At 66.8% G+C, this 14,721-nt stretch carries 16 protein-coding genes; 10 read left to right on the top strand and 6 right to left on the bottom strand.

Annotated elements, in window-relative coordinates; genetic code table 11:
* The first annotated feature begins 23 nt into the window (after window positions 1-23).
* The 10 genes from hypF to CBI38_RS04735 all read left to right on the top strand — a co-directional run bounded on the left by hypF (window position 24) and on the right by CBI38_RS04735 (window position 9,399).
* Complete coding sequence (gene hypF, locus CBI38_RS04780) at window positions 24-2,330, top strand: carbamoyltransferase HypF (protein ID WP_109326819.1); 2,307 nt, start codon at window positions 24-26, stop codon at window positions 2,328-2,330.
* 45 nt (window positions 2,331-2,375) lie between these two features.
* Window positions 2,376-3,137 carry a HypC/HybG/HupF family hydrogenase formation chaperone gene (locus CBI38_RS04775; protein ID WP_109326815.1) on the top strand — a complete coding sequence of 254 codons (762 nt, stop codon included), beginning with the start codon at window positions 2,376-2,378 and terminating at the stop codon, window positions 3,135-3,137.
* Window positions 3,134-3,805 (top strand): D-sedoheptulose-7-phosphate isomerase, encoded by a 672-nt coding sequence (locus tag CBI38_RS04770; protein WP_109326813.1) that lies wholly within the window; start codon window positions 3,134-3,136, stop codon window positions 3,803-3,805. The genes CBI38_RS04775 and CBI38_RS04770 overlap by 4 nt, the downstream gene beginning before the upstream one ends.
* On the top strand, window positions 3,802-4,902 hold the full coding sequence (gene hypE / locus CBI38_RS04765; protein WP_109326812.1) for a hydrogenase expression/formation protein HypE: 1,101 nt from the start codon (window positions 3,802-3,804) through the stop codon (window positions 4,900-4,902). The genes CBI38_RS04770 and hypE overlap by 4 nt, the downstream gene beginning before the upstream one ends.
* Before the next feature lie 25 nt (window positions 4,903-4,927).
* Window positions 4,928-5,200: a HypC/HybG/HupF family hydrogenase formation chaperone gene (locus tag CBI38_RS04760; protein WP_109326811.1), complete on the top strand. Its 273-nt coding sequence runs from the start codon at window positions 4,928-4,930 to the stop codon at window positions 5,198-5,200.
* Window positions 5,201-5,216: 16 nt separating this feature from the next.
* Window positions 5,217-6,344 (top strand): hydrogenase formation protein HypD, encoded by a 1,128-nt coding sequence (gene hypD, locus CBI38_RS04755; RefSeq protein WP_109326808.1) that lies wholly within the window; start codon window positions 5,217-5,219, stop codon window positions 6,342-6,344.
* A gap of 5 nt (window positions 6,345-6,349) precedes the next feature.
* On the top strand, window positions 6,350-7,123 hold the full coding sequence (locus tag CBI38_RS04750) for a DUF6390 family protein (RefSeq protein ID WP_109326807.1): 774 nt from the start codon (window positions 6,350-6,352) through the stop codon (window positions 7,121-7,123).
* A gap of 125 nt (window positions 7,124-7,248) precedes the next feature.
* Window positions 7,249-7,962, top strand: coding sequence for a hypothetical protein (locus CBI38_RS04745; protein ID WP_109326806.1), 714 nt, complete (start codon window positions 7,249-7,251; stop codon window positions 7,960-7,962).
* The gene (locus CBI38_RS04740; protein ID WP_109326805.1) at window positions 7,962-8,618 is read left to right on the top strand and encodes an RES family NAD+ phosphorylase; all 657 of its coding nucleotides are present in this window, start codon (window positions 7,962-7,964) and stop codon (window positions 8,616-8,618) included. Before CBI38_RS04745 ends, CBI38_RS04740 begins: the two co-directional genes overlap by 1 nt.
* Window positions 8,619-8,802: 184 nt before the next feature.
* The gene (locus CBI38_RS04735; protein WP_418328312.1) at window positions 8,803-9,399 is read left to right on the top strand and encodes a DUF6390 family protein; all 597 of its coding nucleotides are present in this window, start codon (window positions 8,803-8,805) and stop codon (window positions 9,397-9,399) included.
* Between the two features lie 5 nt (window positions 9,400-9,404).
* On the opposite strand, the gene CBI38_RS04730 is transcribed toward CBI38_RS04735, so the two are convergent.
* From CBI38_RS04730 to CBI38_RS04705, 6 genes are all read right to left on the bottom strand, one after another.
* A complete protein-coding gene (locus tag CBI38_RS04730) occupies window positions 9,405-10,328 on the bottom strand; it encodes an SDR family NAD(P)-dependent oxidoreductase (protein WP_109326803.1) in 924 nt (307 codons plus the stop codon).
* A gap of 76 nt (window positions 10,329-10,404) precedes the next feature.
* Entirely contained in the window at window positions 10,405-11,634 is a 1,230-nt protein-coding gene (locus CBI38_RS04725) for an MFS transporter (protein ID WP_230990083.1), read from the bottom strand.
* Window positions 11,635-11,716: 82 nt separating this feature from the next.
* Window positions 11,717-12,949 (bottom strand): alpha/beta hydrolase, encoded by a 1,233-nt coding sequence (locus tag CBI38_RS04720; protein ID WP_109326800.1) that lies wholly within the window; start codon window positions 12,947-12,949, stop codon window positions 11,717-11,719.
* Window positions 12,946-13,191, bottom strand: coding sequence for a hypothetical protein (locus CBI38_RS04715; RefSeq protein WP_109326799.1), 246 nt, complete (start codon window positions 13,189-13,191; stop codon window positions 12,946-12,948). Before CBI38_RS04715 ends, CBI38_RS04720 begins: the two co-directional genes overlap by 4 nt.
* Window positions 13,188-13,832: a VOC family protein gene (locus CBI38_RS04710; protein WP_109326798.1), complete on the bottom strand. Its 645-nt coding sequence runs from the start codon at window positions 13,830-13,832 to the stop codon at window positions 13,188-13,190. The genes CBI38_RS04715 and CBI38_RS04710 overlap by 4 nt, the downstream gene beginning before the upstream one ends.
* Window positions 13,833-13,856: 24 nt before the next feature.
* Window positions 13,857-14,615: a maleate cis-trans isomerase family protein gene (locus CBI38_RS04705; protein WP_109326797.1), complete on the bottom strand. Its 759-nt coding sequence runs from the start codon at window positions 14,613-14,615 to the stop codon at window positions 13,857-13,859.
* Window positions 14,616-14,721: the final 106 nt, after the last annotated feature.

Below are 14,721 nucleotides of genomic sequence, written 5' to 3'. Positions count from 1 at the left end.
CTCGACCGGAGAATCATCCGAGGATGACGGTCGAACGATCGCGCATCACGGTTCACGGGGTCGTGCAGGGCGTCGGCTTCCGCCCGTTCGTCGCCCGCCTCGCCGACGACCTCGGTGTCAGCGGCCACTGCGGCAACGACGACGTCAGCGTGTTCATCGAAGTCGAAGGTCCCGCTGCGTCGTTGTCGGAGTTCACGCACAGACTCCGCGCGGACGCGCCGCCGATGGCGGTCATCGTGGACGTGACCGTCGAAGCGGTACCGCTGCGGGGCGACGACTCGTTCCGGATCATCGACAGCCGTCACGTCACCGGTGCGAGAACGCTCGTCTCACCCGACGTGGCGACGTGCGCGGATTGCCTCCGCGAGCTGGGTGATCCGCAGGACCGCCGGTACCGCCACCCGTTCATCAACTGCACGAACTGTGGACCTCGTTTCACCGTGATCACCGACCTGCCCTACGACCGGCCCAACACGACGATGGCCGAGTTCACGTTGTGTGAGCGGTGCTCGGCCGAGTACCGCGACCCCGGTGATCGCCGGTTCCACGCGCAACCGGTCTGCTGCCCCGACTGCGGTCCGCACCTGTTCGCCGAAGTGGACAGTGAACGTCTCACGGGCGATGACACCGTACTGCTCGCCGTGCAGCGGGCGCTGCAGGGCGGGAGGATCGTCGCTGTCAAGGGTCTCGGCGGGTTCCATCTCGTCTGCGACGCCACCGACAGCGCGGCGGTCGCGACCCTCCGCAAGCGCAAGCATCGGCCGGACAAGCCGTTCGCCGTGATGACGGCCGACCTCTCCGTGGCCCGGGAACTGTGCCGGATCTCCGAGTTCGAGAAGGCCCTGCTGCAGCATCCGGCCCGGCCGATCGTCCTGCTGCGCAAGCACGACTCGACTTCCGTGTCCGAGGGCATCGCTCCCGGCATCGACGACCTCGGTGTGATGCTCCCCTACACGCCGCTGCACCATCTGCTGTTCGCGCGTACCCCGGGCGGCCGGGTGGGACCCCCGCGGACGCTGGTGATGACTTCCGGCAATCTCAGCGGTGAACCGCTGTGCTTCGACAACGACGATGCGCGCACGCGGCTCCGAAGCATCGCGGACGTGTTCCTGATGCACGACCGCCGCATCGCCGTGCCGTGTGAGGACTCGGTGCTGTCGGTGGACGGTGACACCGTCCTGCCGATCCGGCGATCCCGCGGCTATGCACCACTTCCGGTCGTACTCCCGCAGCACAGTCCGGAGGTGCTGGCGGTCGGTGCCGAGATCAAGAACACCTTCTGCCTGACCCGGCAGGACTACGCATTCTGTTCGGCGCACCTGGGCGACATGGGCAGTCTCGAAAGTCTGCGGGCGTTCGAGACGTCGGTGCAGCAGTTGACGCACCTCCACGGCATCTCGCCCGAGGCAGTGATCGCCGATGCGCATCCCGGATACTCGACCCATCACTGGGCGCAGCGGTACAGCGAGCGGACCGGCGCCCCCCTGCACACCGTCCAGCACCATCACGCACACGTCGCGTCACTGATGGCGGAACAGGGATTGCTGGGCACAACGGTGCTGGGTGTGGCCTTCGACGGCACCGGATACGGCTGCGACGCCACGGTCTGGGGCGGCGAACTCCTCCTCGTCGGCCCCGACGTGCTGAGCACCCGGCGTATGGGACACCTGCAGCCCTTCTCCCTTCCCGGCGGTGATGCAGCCGTCCGCAACCCGGCCCGGGTGGCACTCGCCCTCCTGCACGAGGCCGGGATCGGGAACCTCGACGGACTCCCCTGCACGGACGCGCTGCCGGCAGCGGAACGCGCGGCGGTCGCGTCACAACTCGTGTCAGGCAGGGGCTGCGTCAGGACCACCAGCGCGGGCCGTCTGTTCGACGGGGTCTCGTCCCTACTGGGTGTACGTCACCGCGTCACCTACGAGGGGCAGGCCGCCATCGAACTCGAGGCGCTCGCTCGCACCACCACTCACCCCGCCCCGCTCACCATGGACGTGGACGGCGACCAAATCGGGATCCATTCACTCCTGTCGGGCCTGATCGAGGGTGTCCACGGCGGGACGCCTCCCGCGGAACTGGCACTCGGTTTCCACCATGCCCTGGCCGAGGCCACCGCGACGCTCGTCGACCTCGCCGTCGCCACCACCGGCATTACCACGATCGGACTGACCGGTGGAGTCTTTCAAAACCGTTTATTCCTCGGTCTGTTGAGAGCACACTGGAAGAGCAGCGGTTATCGAGTCCTCACCCACCACCGGGTGCCTCCCAACGACGGAGGACTCTCCCTCGGCCAGGCGGTGATCGGTGCCGCGGCGACCATGCGCGGACCGTGACGTCGGTAGCCCCGACCGACCGGCCCGGGGACGGGAGCGAAGTCAATGACGACAACCGAAGCGGGCGGCCACCTCGTCGACACGGACCTGTCGGCAGACCTTGCCGCCGCATCACTAGCCCTTGCGCGCAGATTCCACGACGGCGCGACGCTCTGGGTCATCTCACCTCAATGGGAGCCGCACGCCCACCACGTGGCGGTCGAATTCGTGCACCCGGTGATCATGGGAAAACGCGCGTTACCGTCGGTCGCACTCGTCGAGCCCGACCCCGTGGCGCAATCCCGGGTGGCGAGCCGGCCCGGGGACGTCCTGCTGGCGGTCGCGTCGGCCGACGAACCTGCCGTCGTGGACGCGATGCGCCGCGCCCCCGCGTGGGGCGTCGAAACCCTGTGGATCGGGGCGGGACCGCGCCCACCCGCCGGAGCGGCGAACCACATCCTGTGGGTCGATTCCGACGACCCGATGGTCCCGGCCACCGGGCGATTCGTCCTGATGTACCACCTGTTGTGGGAGCTCACGCACGTCTGTTTCGAGCACTCGGGGCTGCTGAAGCCCGACACCGATGAGTGCACCCAGACCGGCTGCGTCACCTGCAGCGACGAGGGCCGTCTCGGCGAAGTGGTGCTGGAGCCCGCCGACGCACTCGGCCCCGCCCTGGTGCGCACCGCCACGGGTGAGGAATGGGTGGACGTCAGCGTGTTGCCCGACGTGCGGCCGAACGACCTGGTCCTCGTCCATGCGGGAGCAGCGATCACTCGACTCGACGGCACAGAGCTCCGCCAAGCAGAGCAGGAGAGGGAAGGATGACCACGCACGACTCCGAGAGCACCAATTTTCTCTACCCGTTCATCGACTCCGAGGAGACGGACGCGAAGAGCCTCCTCGACGACCTGGCCGCCTCGGCGCGTGGAAAAGCAGCCGAAAGCGCACGGCTGCAACGGGCCTCACTCGAGGAGTACGGCGAAGGCCTGACAGCGGCCGGCATCGAGATGGCCGACAGGTTTCGGCGCGGTGGCCGCCTCTACACGTTCGGCAACGGCGGCAGCTCCACCGATGCCGCGACCCTGGCGACCCTGTTCAGTCGTCCGGCGCGCGGACGCCCCGTCGCGGCCTGGTCCCTCGCCGCCGACCAGGCCGTCGTGACCGCATTGGCCAACGATGTCGGGTTCGACCTGATCTTCAAGCGGCAGATCATCGCCCACGCCCGGGATCGGGACGTGGCCATTGCGTTGTCGACCTCCGGCAATTCCGACGATCTGATGACGGCGCTGACCGAGGCGAAGAGCAGAGGTCTTCTGACCATCGGATTCGCGGGACACGAAGGCGGGCGGATGGCGGTTGCCGACTACTTGGACTATTGCTTCACCATCCACTCGCAGAGCATTCATCGCATTCAGGAGAGCCACGCGATGCTCGGCTACCGGTTGTGGTCCGTCGCCCAGGAACATCTCGCGAGACCGGGAGCGTATGCATGAGCACCACCGAACCAGCCACCTCGGCTCAGCGCGAAGACCGCGTCCTCGAACGCATCGACAAGTTCCGTCAGCGTCGGCCGCGATTGCTGGACGAGGTGGTGACCCTCGCGCACGGGGCCGGCGGCAAGTCGTCGGCCGCGCTCGTCGATGCCGTCTTCGTGGAGGCGTTCCGCAACGAAGAACTGGAACAGCTCGGGGACGCCGCGGCCCTGGCACTGCCTTCCGGTGAGCGGCTCGCCTTCTCCACCGACTCCTACGTGGTGCAGCCGCGGCGCTTCCCCGGTGGATCGATCGGTCACCTCGCCGTCCATGGCACGGTCAACGACCTCGCGGTGTCGGGTGCGCGGCCGCAGTGGCTGTCGGCGGCATTCGTCATCGAGGAAGGCTTTCCCATCGCGGAGCTGAAGGAGATCGTCGCCGACATGAGTGAGGCGGCGATTCTGTCCGGAGTGCAGATCGTCACCGGCGACACCAAGGTGGTGGGCAAGGGCGCCGCCGACGGCGTGTACATCTCCACGGCGGGCGTCGGTGTGATCCCCGACGGCCGGCGGTTGTCGCCGGACCTCGTCCGGCCCGGCGACAAGGTGGTGTTGTCCGGCACCATCGGGGAACACGGGATGGCGGTCATGCTGGCGCGGGGTGACCTCGCGATCGAAGCCGACATCGCCTCGGACACCGCGCCGGTGAACGGGGTGGTGGAGGCGCTCCTCGCGGCGGCACCGTCGACACGGTGGATGCGCGACGCCACGCGCGGCGGTGTCGGAACCGTCTGCAACGAACTCGCCAAGGCCGCCCAGGTCGCCGTCATCGTCGACGAGGAAACCCTGCCGATCCAACCGCAGGTGCTCGGTGCCTGCGACATGCTCGGCATCGACCCCCTGTACGTCGCGAACGAGGGCAAGTTCGTGGCCGTCGTCGCGGCGGAGGAAGCCGAGGCCGCCATGACGGCGATGCGGGCGCACCCCCGCGGAGCGAATGCCGCAGTCGTGGGCGAGATTCTGAGGGAACCCCCAGGAATCGTCGCGTTGAGAACATCATTCGGGGGCAGCCGGATCGTCGACATGCTCGTCGGTGACCCCCTCCCCCGGATCTGCTGAGAACCTCCCGGAGAGGAGAAACCCGATGTGCTTGGGAATACCCGGTCAGGTGGTCGACATCGTCGACGCCCAACAGCATCTGGCCAAGGTGGACGTGAACGGCGTCCAGAGAACGATCAGTGTTCGACTGCTCGCCGAAGACAACCTGGTGGTCGGTGACTGGGTGCTCGTGCACGTCGGGTTCGCAATGGCGAAGATCGACGAAATCGAGGCGCAACTCACCCTGGACCAGGTGCAGAAGATGGGCGCCGACTACGTGAACGAGATCGACGCGTTCAACTCGTCCGAGATCGCCTGAGAGTCAGAGGTAAGTGATGAAGTTCGTCGACGAATTCCGCGACCCCGCGGCGGCGCGAGCCCTGGTCAAGTCCATCACCGAGCTGGCCCGCGGTGACGAGTTCAAGTTCATGGAAGTGTGTGGCGGCCACACCCACACGATCTATCGTCACGGTATCGAGCACCTGCTGCCCGAATCGGTGGAGTTGGTGCACGGGCCCGGATGCCCGGTGTGCGTCATCCCCATGGGCCGCGTCGACGACGCGATGTGGCTCGCGGAACAGCCCGGTGTCATCTTCACCACCTTCGGCGACATGATGCGCGTGCCCGGCTCGAAGGGCAATCTCATCGAGGCCAAGGCGCGGGGCGCGGACGTCCGGTTCGTGTACTCACCGCTCGACGCCCTGAAGGTCGCCATCGACAATCCGGACAAGCAGGTGGTGTTTTTCGCGGTCGGCTTCGAGACCACAGCGCCGTCGACGGCCGTGACCCTGGTGCGGGCGCGGGCACTCGGGGTGACGAACTTCAGCGTGTTCTGCAACCACGTCACGATCGTTCCGCCCATCAAGGCGATCCTGGAGTCGCCGGACCTGCGGCTGTCCGGGTTCCTCGGCCCCGGGCACGTGTCCACGGTGGTCGGACTGCGCCCGTACCGCTTCGTATCCGAGGTGTATGGCAAACCGATGGTCGTCGCCGGCTTCGAGCCCCTCGACATCCTCGCCTCGGTGCACATGCTGCTCCAGCAGATTCGGGAGGGACGCTGCGAGATCGAGAATCAGTACAAGCGGGTGGTGCGCCCGGAGGGCAACGTGCAGGCGCTGAAATTGATGGCCGAAACGTTCGAGCTGCGACCACATTTCGAGTGGCGTGGTCTCGGGTTCATCTCGCAGAGCGCACTGAAGGTGCACCGGAATTACGCGGAATTCGACGCCGAGGAGAAGTTCTCGATGCCGGGCATCCGCGTCGCCGACCCGAAGGCATGCCAGTGCGGTGAGGTACTCAAGGGTGTCATCAAGCCCTGGGAGTGCAAGGTGTTCGGGACGGCCTGTACACCGGAGACACCCATCGGTACCTGCATGGTCTCCCCTGAGGGCGCCTGCGCCGCCTACTACAACTTCGGCCGGTTGCACCGCGAGACCGCGCAGCTGCTCGGGCAGCGAGCCTGACTGCCATGGTGTCGCTCGAACATTCGGTGCTGCCGGGGCACCGCCTGTTCGCGCAATACGCGCACGCCCCGAATGCGCTCGGGTATTGCGGCCCTCCGGGTTCCGAGCGACTGCAGGCGCTCGCGTGCGGTCTGGCCACCGACGTCGATGTGCTCTCGATAGCACGGCAGTTCAGCGGCGCCTGGCCGTATCAGCAGGTGATCGCCGAACTCGCGGGCATCGCCGACCCCCTGGACGAGCGGGTGGTCCGCGCCTACTGGACGGCCGACGACCTGATCGACCGCATAGACCGAGCCCAGTTCGGCGCAACCCTCCTCGGGCGGCTGGCGTCGACAGCGGGACACTACTGGAAACACCTGACCGGGAAGCTCCTCGTCGAAGCGGCGCCGACCCACAATTTCCATGTCTTCGGCGTCTACCCGTGGTCACGGCTACTCGACACGGGGATGCCGCAACCGCTGCACATCCTCGACTCGTGCCGGATCAGCTGGGGCGAGGTGGTGGGGTTCACGGCCGACCGGGCAGTGGTCCGTTCACGACCGCTGATGTTCGAGCACGGGCAGCTCTTCCTCGGACCCGACCGGGAAGTGCCCGCCGACTACACGGTGCCCGAGGGAGCCTTCGTCCCCGATCTCGCCGTCGGCGATCGTGTGGCGGTGCACTGGAATTTCGTCTGCGACCGACTCGACTCCGCCCAACTCGACCGCCTCGAGCAGCAAACGGAATGGCAACTTGTCCAGACCAACCGGAGGTTGAGTACGACTGGTCACTGCGGGTAGCAGTTTCATCTCTCGGGTGTGGCATCGACCCGACTGAGTGGACGGTGGTCAACCGCGCGCCCCACTCCTCGCCGCAACGGAAGCAACGGTGTAATATATCGGTGCAAACGTAGCAAGGAGTGCGGATGTCGACCCACCGATCGATCTCTCCCAGGCGACAGCACAAGGTGGCCGGCTACCGGCTGCGCCGAGACACCTTGACCGGCCGCTACACCCGTGCCGACGACCGCCCGCACGCCACCGTGTCGCTGGACGAGCGGCGCCGTTTGTCGGATCTGTCGACCCCCGAACTCATCGACGTCGTCGCCTCCGAACTCGCCGCACGCCCCGAGATGCACCTGGTCCGCAATCAGGTGACCGCTCTGCTGGCGATGGCACCGACCCTCACCGACCGCACCCAAGCCGCCCGGATCGGCGCCGACCTCGTCGACGACGCCATCGCCCAGGCTGAAATAGAGCAAGCCGCCCGCCGGCACATCCTCGACCACCCGATGCTCACCGCCGGCCAGGTCGCCGCCGCCCTACGCCGACCGGCATCAGACCGCACCGTCGCCTCGAGGCTTCGCACCACAGGCAAGGTCGTCGCCCTCCCCGTCGGCAACAGCTACCGGTACCCGGCATTCCAGTTCGACGAGGCCACGGCGTCGGTCCGCGAGACCGTCGCGTCTGTCAACACCACGCTCGGTGCGGCCGCCGACCCGTGGGGGGTGGCGTCATGGTGGCTGACCCCCTCCACCCGCCTGCGCGAGGGGCAGACCCCGGCCGACCTCGCGGCCGACCCGGACCCCGCGTCCGGCCAAAAGCTCGAGCGGCTCGCCGCCGCGGTGCTGCCCGACTGATGCCGAACATCGAACCACCGGCCGGAGGGTTACTCGGGCCGGCGCATCGGAGCGTGCTCACTACTGGAACGGTGGTGTGGCGGGTGCACAGCAGCCACCGCGCCCCGCACGCCCCGAACCCGACCGCGCAGCCCGACGAGCTCGCCGGTGGCCGGTTCGACTCTCTCGACGGCAGCTACGCCTACCTCTATATCGCCGATAGCCCCGACGGTGCGATCGCCGAAACCATCTGCCGGGACCTACCACTCGATCCCACCGTCGCTCGGATTGTGCCCGCCTCCGCAGTGGCAGGCCGCACCCTGACCGCGCTTACCGTCACCCGCACCCTCACCGTCGCCGCACTCCACGGACCGCACCTCTCAGCGGTTGGCCACGACCTGTGGCTCACCAAATGCGAAGCCCGGCACTACGTCTTAACCCGGCGGTGGGCCAACGCCATTCGTACCGCCGACCCCGACCTCGACGGACTCGCCTACCGGCCCCGGCACAACGAAGACACCCTCGCCTGGATACTCACCACCGACCCAGCGATCACACCTCACCCAGAACTGGCAATCGACCCGACCACCACACCCCTGCCCCTCGACCACGGGACCGGCCGCGACCTCGTCGCCCGCATCATCGCCGACCACAGCGCCATCCTCTCCCCCACCTGAGCCAGAACAGTGCTAGCTCGGCGGTGGCTTCTTCTTCCTCGGCCGCCAGTTACAAGTTCACCGTCAGCCAACTCCGACGTCTTCTACGTCGATGGGTTCTCCACCGCCCAGAGTCTGTTGACCCCCAAGGCCGACTGTGACCTCCTGTCGCGGGATGCCGTCACCGTCACTGCCCTTTCGGTGGATGGTTGACCACGCGGGGGGCTGCGACGGCCTTCAGACCCTCGACCCCCTGGACGAGCGGGTGGTCCGCGCCTACTGGACGGCCGACGACCTGATCGACCGCATAGACCGAGCCCAGTTCGGCGCAACCCTCCTCGGGCGGCTGGCGTCGACAGCGGGACACTACTGGAAACACCTGACCGGGAAGCTCCTCGTCGAAGCGGCTCCGACACACAATTTCCATGTCTTGGGCGTCTACCCGTGGTCGCGGCTACTCGACACGGGGATGCCGCAACCGCTGCACATCCTCGACTCGTGCCGGATCAGCTGGGGCGCGGTGGTGGGGTTCACGGCAGACCGGGCAGTGGTCCGTTCACGACCGCTGATGTTCGAGCACGGGCAGCTCTTCCTCGGACCCGACCGGGAAGTGCCCGCCGACTACACGGTGCCCGAGGGAGCCTTCGTCCCCGATCTCGCCGTCGGCGATCGTGTGGCGGTGCACTGGAATTTCGTCTGCGACCGACTCGACTCCGCCCAACTCGACCGCCTCGAGCAGCAAACGGAATGGCAACTTGTCCAGACCAACCGGAGGTTGAGTACGACTGGTCACTGCGGGTAGCAGTCTCATCTCTCGGGTGTGGCCCGGATTGCGGATTCGACGAAGTGCTGAATCTGGGCGGCAGTGCTGTCGGTGCCCGACTGCGCCGTCGAGTCGTTGATCTGAGGCCAGTGACGGGCAACGTCTTCGGGGGTTCTGGCATCCGCGGGGAGGAAGACGCCGTGGGCTTCGAGCATGCGGCTGACCGCAAACGTTCCACCGCCGGCGCCGAGGATCGTCTTGGTCGGTGCATCCTCGGAGACCAAGAACAGCGCACCGGGCGTAATCGAATCCGGAGTCAGAAGTTCGGCGGCCGTGACGTCGAGAATCGATTCGGTCATGGAAGTCGTCGCGAGGGGCGCCAGCGCATTGACTCGAATGCCCTTGGATTGTCCCTCGATCGCGAGCACGTTCATCAGGCCGACGAGCGCCGATTTGGCTGCGGCGTAGTTCGCTTGCCCGAAGTTGCCGTAGATCCCGGACGCGGAGGTCGTCATGAGAATTCGGCCATACTTTTGGGTGATCATGTGCGGCCATACGGCTTTACTGCAGTGCACGCCACCCATCAGGTGGACGTCGAGGACTGCGCGGAAGTCGTCGATGTTTGCGTTGCGGAAGCTGGCATCTCGCAGAATTCCGGCGTTGTTGATGAGGATGTCGACCCGGCCCCATGCGGAGAGGGCCCGGTCGACCATGGCGGTGACCTGGGGATAGTCGGTGACGTCGGCGTAGTCGGCGATTGCCGAGCCGCCGCGGGTGGTGATGTCGGCGACGACCCGGTCTGCGGGCGTGTTCGGAGTGTTGTCGGCGGAGCTTTCGTCAGCGGATCCACCGATGTCGTTGACGACGACGTGAGCGCCGCGGGCTGCGAGGGCGTGGGCGTGGGCACGGCCGAGTCCACCGCCGGCCCCGGTGACGATGGCGACCTGGCCCGTGAAATCAATGGTCATGACACTGCTTTCTGTTCAACGTTCTCAGCGACAGGGATGACCGCGTCGGCTGCGGTATGGCGCGGTACGAGCAGCGTCAGTACGGCGCCGACGACGGCGGGGACGGCGAAGGCGAGCAGTTGCCAGGTGGTGCCGGCGCCGAGTGCGACGAAAAGTCCCCCGTAAGTGGGGCCGATGATCGCACCGATCCGGCCACCCCCAATGCCATGCCGAGCCCGGTGGCCCGGCAGGATGCCGGGTAGAAGGTGCCGACGAAGGTGTTGAGCAGGATTTGGGTGCCCGTCGTGCCCACACCCGCGAGGAGTACCAGTAGATAGATGACCGCGAGCGGCGGGGCGGTGGCGACGAGCAGCAGAGAGACTGCGGCAATGACGAAGAAGGTTGCGGTGACGTGTTTTATGCCGTACCGGTCGGCGAGTACGGCACCGATGAGTGCGCCCGCCGCGCCGCCGACGTTCAGGGTGAGCAGGAACGACAAGGCGGCGCCCAGCGGGTAACCGGCCGACTTCATGAGCGCGGGAAGCCAGGTCGCGACGCCGAACAATACGAGCAAGCAGACCAGGGTCATGCCCCAGAACAGAAGCGTCGCGACAGTGCGGTCCGCGCCGAACAGTGCGCGCAGCCCGCGTCGGGGGCTGGGCGCGGCCAGAGCGGAGGTCGCGGCGTGCTGGAGGTGATAGCGGTCGGCGATCGCCGCCGCGGCCTCATGCCGGCCGCGAGCATTCAGATAGGCCGGTGACTCCGGCAGGTATCGGAGCATCACCGGAAGGAAGACGAGTGCCGGCACCATCCCGGCCAGGAACATCGCCCGGAACCCGTACTCGGGCACGAGCCACAGCGACAGCACTCCGGCAAGTATTCCGCCGATGCTGGTGCCGACGAACCCGAGCGCCACCGACCGGGCCCGAGCACCGGGTTCGGCGAACTCGATCAATGTTGCTGCGGCGGTCGGCATCAGGACACCGGCCCCGAGTCCCACCGCAACACGCCCTACCCCGAACACTTCGGGGCTGGGTGCGAACGCGCACACCCCCATCGCCGCGGAGAAGACGAGGACGGCGGTGAGGAGAGTGCGGCGGCGGCCCCAACGGTCGGCGACGGCCGCGGCGAGTAGGGCGCCGACGAGCATGCCGACTCCGGCGAGGGAGCCGAGCATTCCCACCTGGGTGGCGTCGAGATTCCAGGAGTCGTAGCTCAACAGTGAGGGGACCACTGTTCCGTACATCAGAAGGTCATACCCCTCGAGGACCAGTGCCATGAGGCAGAGTCCGACGACGGGCGCCGCAGGGGTGATACGGGCAGACATCGGTGTCTCCGCTCGAAGTGACATGACCACGCTGTCCCACCGGAGGCAGGACAGGGTGAATGCATCAGTGGCTAGGGACGCGTTACGTGCAGCGGGTTTCGAGCCACGCGCCGATCTCGGCGGCGGCCAGGCTTGCGCCGGTGGGGGCGCCGTCGCGGATCGGCCCTCCGAAGTGGGTGCCGGCGACGCGGACGTGCGTTGTGTCGGTCGATCCGAGGGCGTCGACCATCATTGTGGCGTCCTCGGGGAAGCACGCCTGATCACCGGTGAGTTCGACGAAAAGTGTCGGGGCGGTGACTGCGGGAGCACAGCGGAGGAAGTCGGCGTTGCTGCTGAGGCCCGACCAGGTAGACAGCCAGGCGTCCGGAGTGGCGAACCGTCCGAAGCCCACGAGTCCGTAGTTGGTCAGGTCGGGTCGCCGGCCGAACAGTGACCCGTAGGGACGCTCGTTCGGGCTCAGGGACAGGTCGGTGAACCTCAGGTCCGCGTCGGTGCGGTACACGGTCAGGACGTGGGGCGCGAGCGCGGCGCGGCGCTCCGCCGGGTCCGCGGTGCGCTTGTATCGACGACGCGCATCGGCGGCTTCGTCGACTCGTGCACGGGCGATCGCGTCGAGGCGGGCGATGCGGTCGTGCTGCGCTGCCCGGTAGCGGGTGACGAAATCCGGTGGATACGAAGAACTGTGCGGCGGTTCGGCGAAACCGTTCGCAGGATCGAAGGGGTTGAGGTCGGGATCAGCGGCGAGGGGGTCCGACTCGTCGGTGACCGACGGGTCGATCAACCGCAACAGCAGTGCCCCCTGTCCGGGGTGCGGGGCCATGAAAATCGCCGCGTCAGGCAGCGGCATCTCGGCGCCGGGGAGATCGATCGGTCGTCCCGCAGGGGTACGGGTCAACCGCTCCCCTGCCGGTAGTGCGGCCTGCTGGTGATAGAACGCGAAGAGGGTCCCGCCTCCGGAGTGCCCGAGAGTGACGACGTACTCGAACCCTTTCTCCCGCAGGAACACCTGTCCTGCCGCGGCATCCAGCAGCGCCTGTTCGTGCACCAGGGCGATGTCGTTGTTGACCGACCGGGTGCCCTGCGTCCACACCGCGAACCCACGGGCAAGCAGTTCGGGAACGAGCACGTGATGAGTCAGATCCTGACGCGGGTGCATCAAGGTGACGACGGTGCGCGCACCAGGAACGACCCGCAGCACGCCGGAGACCTTGGCACCGTCGGCGGTGGCAAGTTCGTGCGTCGACGTCACCGTGGCCTCGGGAGCTCGAGCAGCGTCGATATACCGGCCGGCGCCCAGCCGTGAGCTCGCACTCATCGCGGCTCGACCCGCATAGCGTCCTTGTCCCACTGCGTGATTCGGGACTGCGCCAGCCCGGCGACACTGCTGTACCAGACGGCGTGGCGGCAGCCGGTGGCGCGGCGGTCGATGACGATGGCCGTCTCGGAGACGATCCGGAAGTAGGGACCGACGTGGTCGACGGTGACCGCCGGATCCTGACCGGCGACTTCGGCGACCGCGGTGTTCTCCGGGACGTCGAGGACGAACAAGGTGGTCATCGGGTCACCATCTCCTTCGATTCCTGTTCCTGCTGCCAGGCGGCCGCGCGTTCGGTGATCAGTTCCGCCTTGCGAGTCAGCAGGGCGGCCATGCTGGGATCGGGGCCGGTCACCACGTCGACGAGGGCGTCGATGGTGAGGTTCGCGTCGAGATCTTCCTGCGGGGTGACCGGACGCAGCGCCCGGGTGATCTCGATCATGTACCCGTTGGGGTCATGGGTGTAGATCGACTCGATCGTCTCGTGCTGGATCTGCATCTCCACCGGCCATGCGCTGTGGTCCAGTCGCCGCCGATATTCCGTCAGGTCCTCCTCGCTGTCGACGTGAATGGCCAGATGGCGCGAGCGGATGAAGAAGATGGGCACGTCGTCATCGAAGCGGGAGTACGAGTCGCCCTGTGGTCCACCGTCGAAGGGTTCGAGGCCGAAGTAGTAGAAGAAGGCGAGCCGGTCGTCGTTGCCGATGTCGAAGAAGAAGTGAATGAAGTCAGGGTGTTTTTCCGGGCCCCAGCCGGCGGCGCAGATGGAATGTACGACCGGGAACCCGAGAACGTCGCGATAGAACTTCACGGTTGAGGCAGGATCGAAGGTCGGGTATGCGACGTGGTCAACGCCTCTGACGGTGTGCTGCAGTTCGGACATGGTCAACTCTCCCAAGGGGTTCGGTTACTGGCGGGCGGCAGAAGGTGCGTCGGCGCGCAGCAGACTTCCAGCTCCGGGAATGTCGACGTCGAGGTCGAGTGCGCGCAGCAGGCTGTAGGCGCCGGCGGTCGCTGCTGACAGCACCGGCAGGCCGAACTCGTCTTCCGCGCTTTGGACGAGGTCGAGTGAGGGCATCTGCACGCAGGCGGAGATCACCATGGCATCGGCTCCGGTGCGGTCGAGTGATCGTGCCGCTTCCATGACCCGTTCGCCGGGTATGCAGCCGACCTCGGCGTTGTCGGAGACCTCGAGAGCGCGCCAGTCGGACACCGCAATGCCTTCCGCCTCGATATAGGCGACGACCTGCTCGGCGAGCGGAAGCATGTAGGGCGTGACCAGGATGATCCGTTTCGCGTCGAGGGCGTGGAGTGCTTCGATGAGGGCGCCCGCGCTGGAGCGGACCACTGCGTCGGAACCCCCGGTCGCCAGTTGCTCGGCGACCAGGCTTTCCACGCGTTGGTGCTCCCCGGGTCCCACTGACATCAGGGCGACCAGACATGCGTAGAGGATGGCGTCGACGCCTGCGTCACCGAGTTCGAGGATGCACCGCTCGCGTTGAGCGTTCATCGCTCGCAGTTGTTCCGGAGACACCGCCTGCATGCGCATGCGGCTCGAGTGGAATGAAAACTGGGCCTCCGCATGTCGGCCGAGCAGTGCCGGCATTTCCGTTTCGACGGTCACATTCGAGCTCGGTACGACGAGTCCGATGCGGTGAATGCCCATGGCGTAGTCCTTCTGATTGGGATGGCAGGTGGGAGCGCGGTCCGCACTGCCGGATATTTACGTTCATGACGATTATTCGACGCATATGACGATTCGTCAAGCCTTG

It is taken from the genome of Rhodococcus oxybenzonivorans (assembly GCF_003130705.1).
GTDB classification, from domain to species: domain Bacteria; phylum Actinomycetota; class Actinomycetes; order Mycobacteriales; family Mycobacteriaceae; genus Rhodococcus_F; species Rhodococcus_F oxybenzonivorans.
Note: the sequence above shows the minus strand (reverse complement) of the source record. Positions and strands in the feature narration are given on the sequence as shown.

Excerpts from the sequence above, each read along its gene's own strand:
- hypF (WP_109326819.1), top strand. The coding sequence starts at position 24 with ATGACGGTCGAACGATCGCGCATCACGGTTCACGGGGTCGTGCAGGGC.
- CBI38_RS04775 (WP_109326815.1), top strand. The coding sequence starts at position 2,376 with ATGACGACAACCGAAGCGGGCGGCCACCTCGTCGACACGGACCTGTCG.
- CBI38_RS04770 (WP_109326813.1), top strand. The coding sequence starts at position 3,134 with ATGACCACGCACGACTCCGAGAGCACCAATTTTCTCTACCCGTTCATC.
- hypE (WP_109326812.1), top strand. The coding sequence starts at position 3,802 with ATGAGCACCACCGAACCAGCCACCTCGGCTCAGCGCGAAGACCGCGTC.
- CBI38_RS04760 (WP_109326811.1), top strand. The coding sequence starts at position 4,928 with ATGTGCTTGGGAATACCCGGTCAGGTGGTCGACATCGTCGACGCCCAA.
- hypD (WP_109326808.1), top strand. The coding sequence starts at position 5,217 with ATGAAGTTCGTCGACGAATTCCGCGACCCCGCGGCGGCGCGAGCCCTG.
- CBI38_RS04750 (WP_109326807.1), top strand. The coding sequence starts at position 6,350 with ATGGTGTCGCTCGAACATTCGGTGCTGCCGGGGCACCGCCTGTTCGCG.
- CBI38_RS04745 (WP_109326806.1), top strand. The coding sequence starts at position 7,249 with ATGTCGACCCACCGATCGATCTCTCCCAGGCGACAGCACAAGGTGGCC.
- CBI38_RS04740 (WP_109326805.1), top strand. The coding sequence starts at position 7,962 with ATGCCGAACATCGAACCACCGGCCGGAGGGTTACTCGGGCCGGCGCAT.
- CBI38_RS04735 (WP_418328312.1), top strand. The coding sequence starts at position 8,803 with ATGGTTGACCACGCGGGGGGCTGCGACGGCCTTCAGACCCTCGACCCC.
- CBI38_RS04730 (WP_109326803.1), bottom strand. The coding sequence starts at position 10,328 with ATGACCATTGATTTCACGGGCCAGGTCGCCATCGTCACCGGGGCCGGC.
- CBI38_RS04725 (WP_230990083.1), bottom strand. The coding sequence starts at position 11,634 with ATGTCTGCCCGTATCACCCCTGCGGCGCCCGTCGTCGGACTCTGCCTC.
- CBI38_RS04720 (WP_109326800.1), bottom strand. The coding sequence starts at position 12,949 with ATGAGTGCGAGCTCACGGCTGGGCGCCGGCCGGTATATCGACGCTGCT.
- CBI38_RS04715 (WP_109326799.1), bottom strand. The coding sequence starts at position 13,191 with ATGACCACCTTGTTCGTCCTCGACGTCCCGGAGAACACCGCGGTCGCC.
- CBI38_RS04710 (WP_109326798.1), bottom strand. The coding sequence starts at position 13,832 with ATGTCCGAACTGCAGCACACCGTCAGAGGCGTTGACCACGTCGCATAC.
- CBI38_RS04705 (WP_109326797.1), bottom strand. The coding sequence starts at position 14,615 with ATGGGCATTCACCGCATCGGACTCGTCGTACCGAGCTCGAATGTGACC.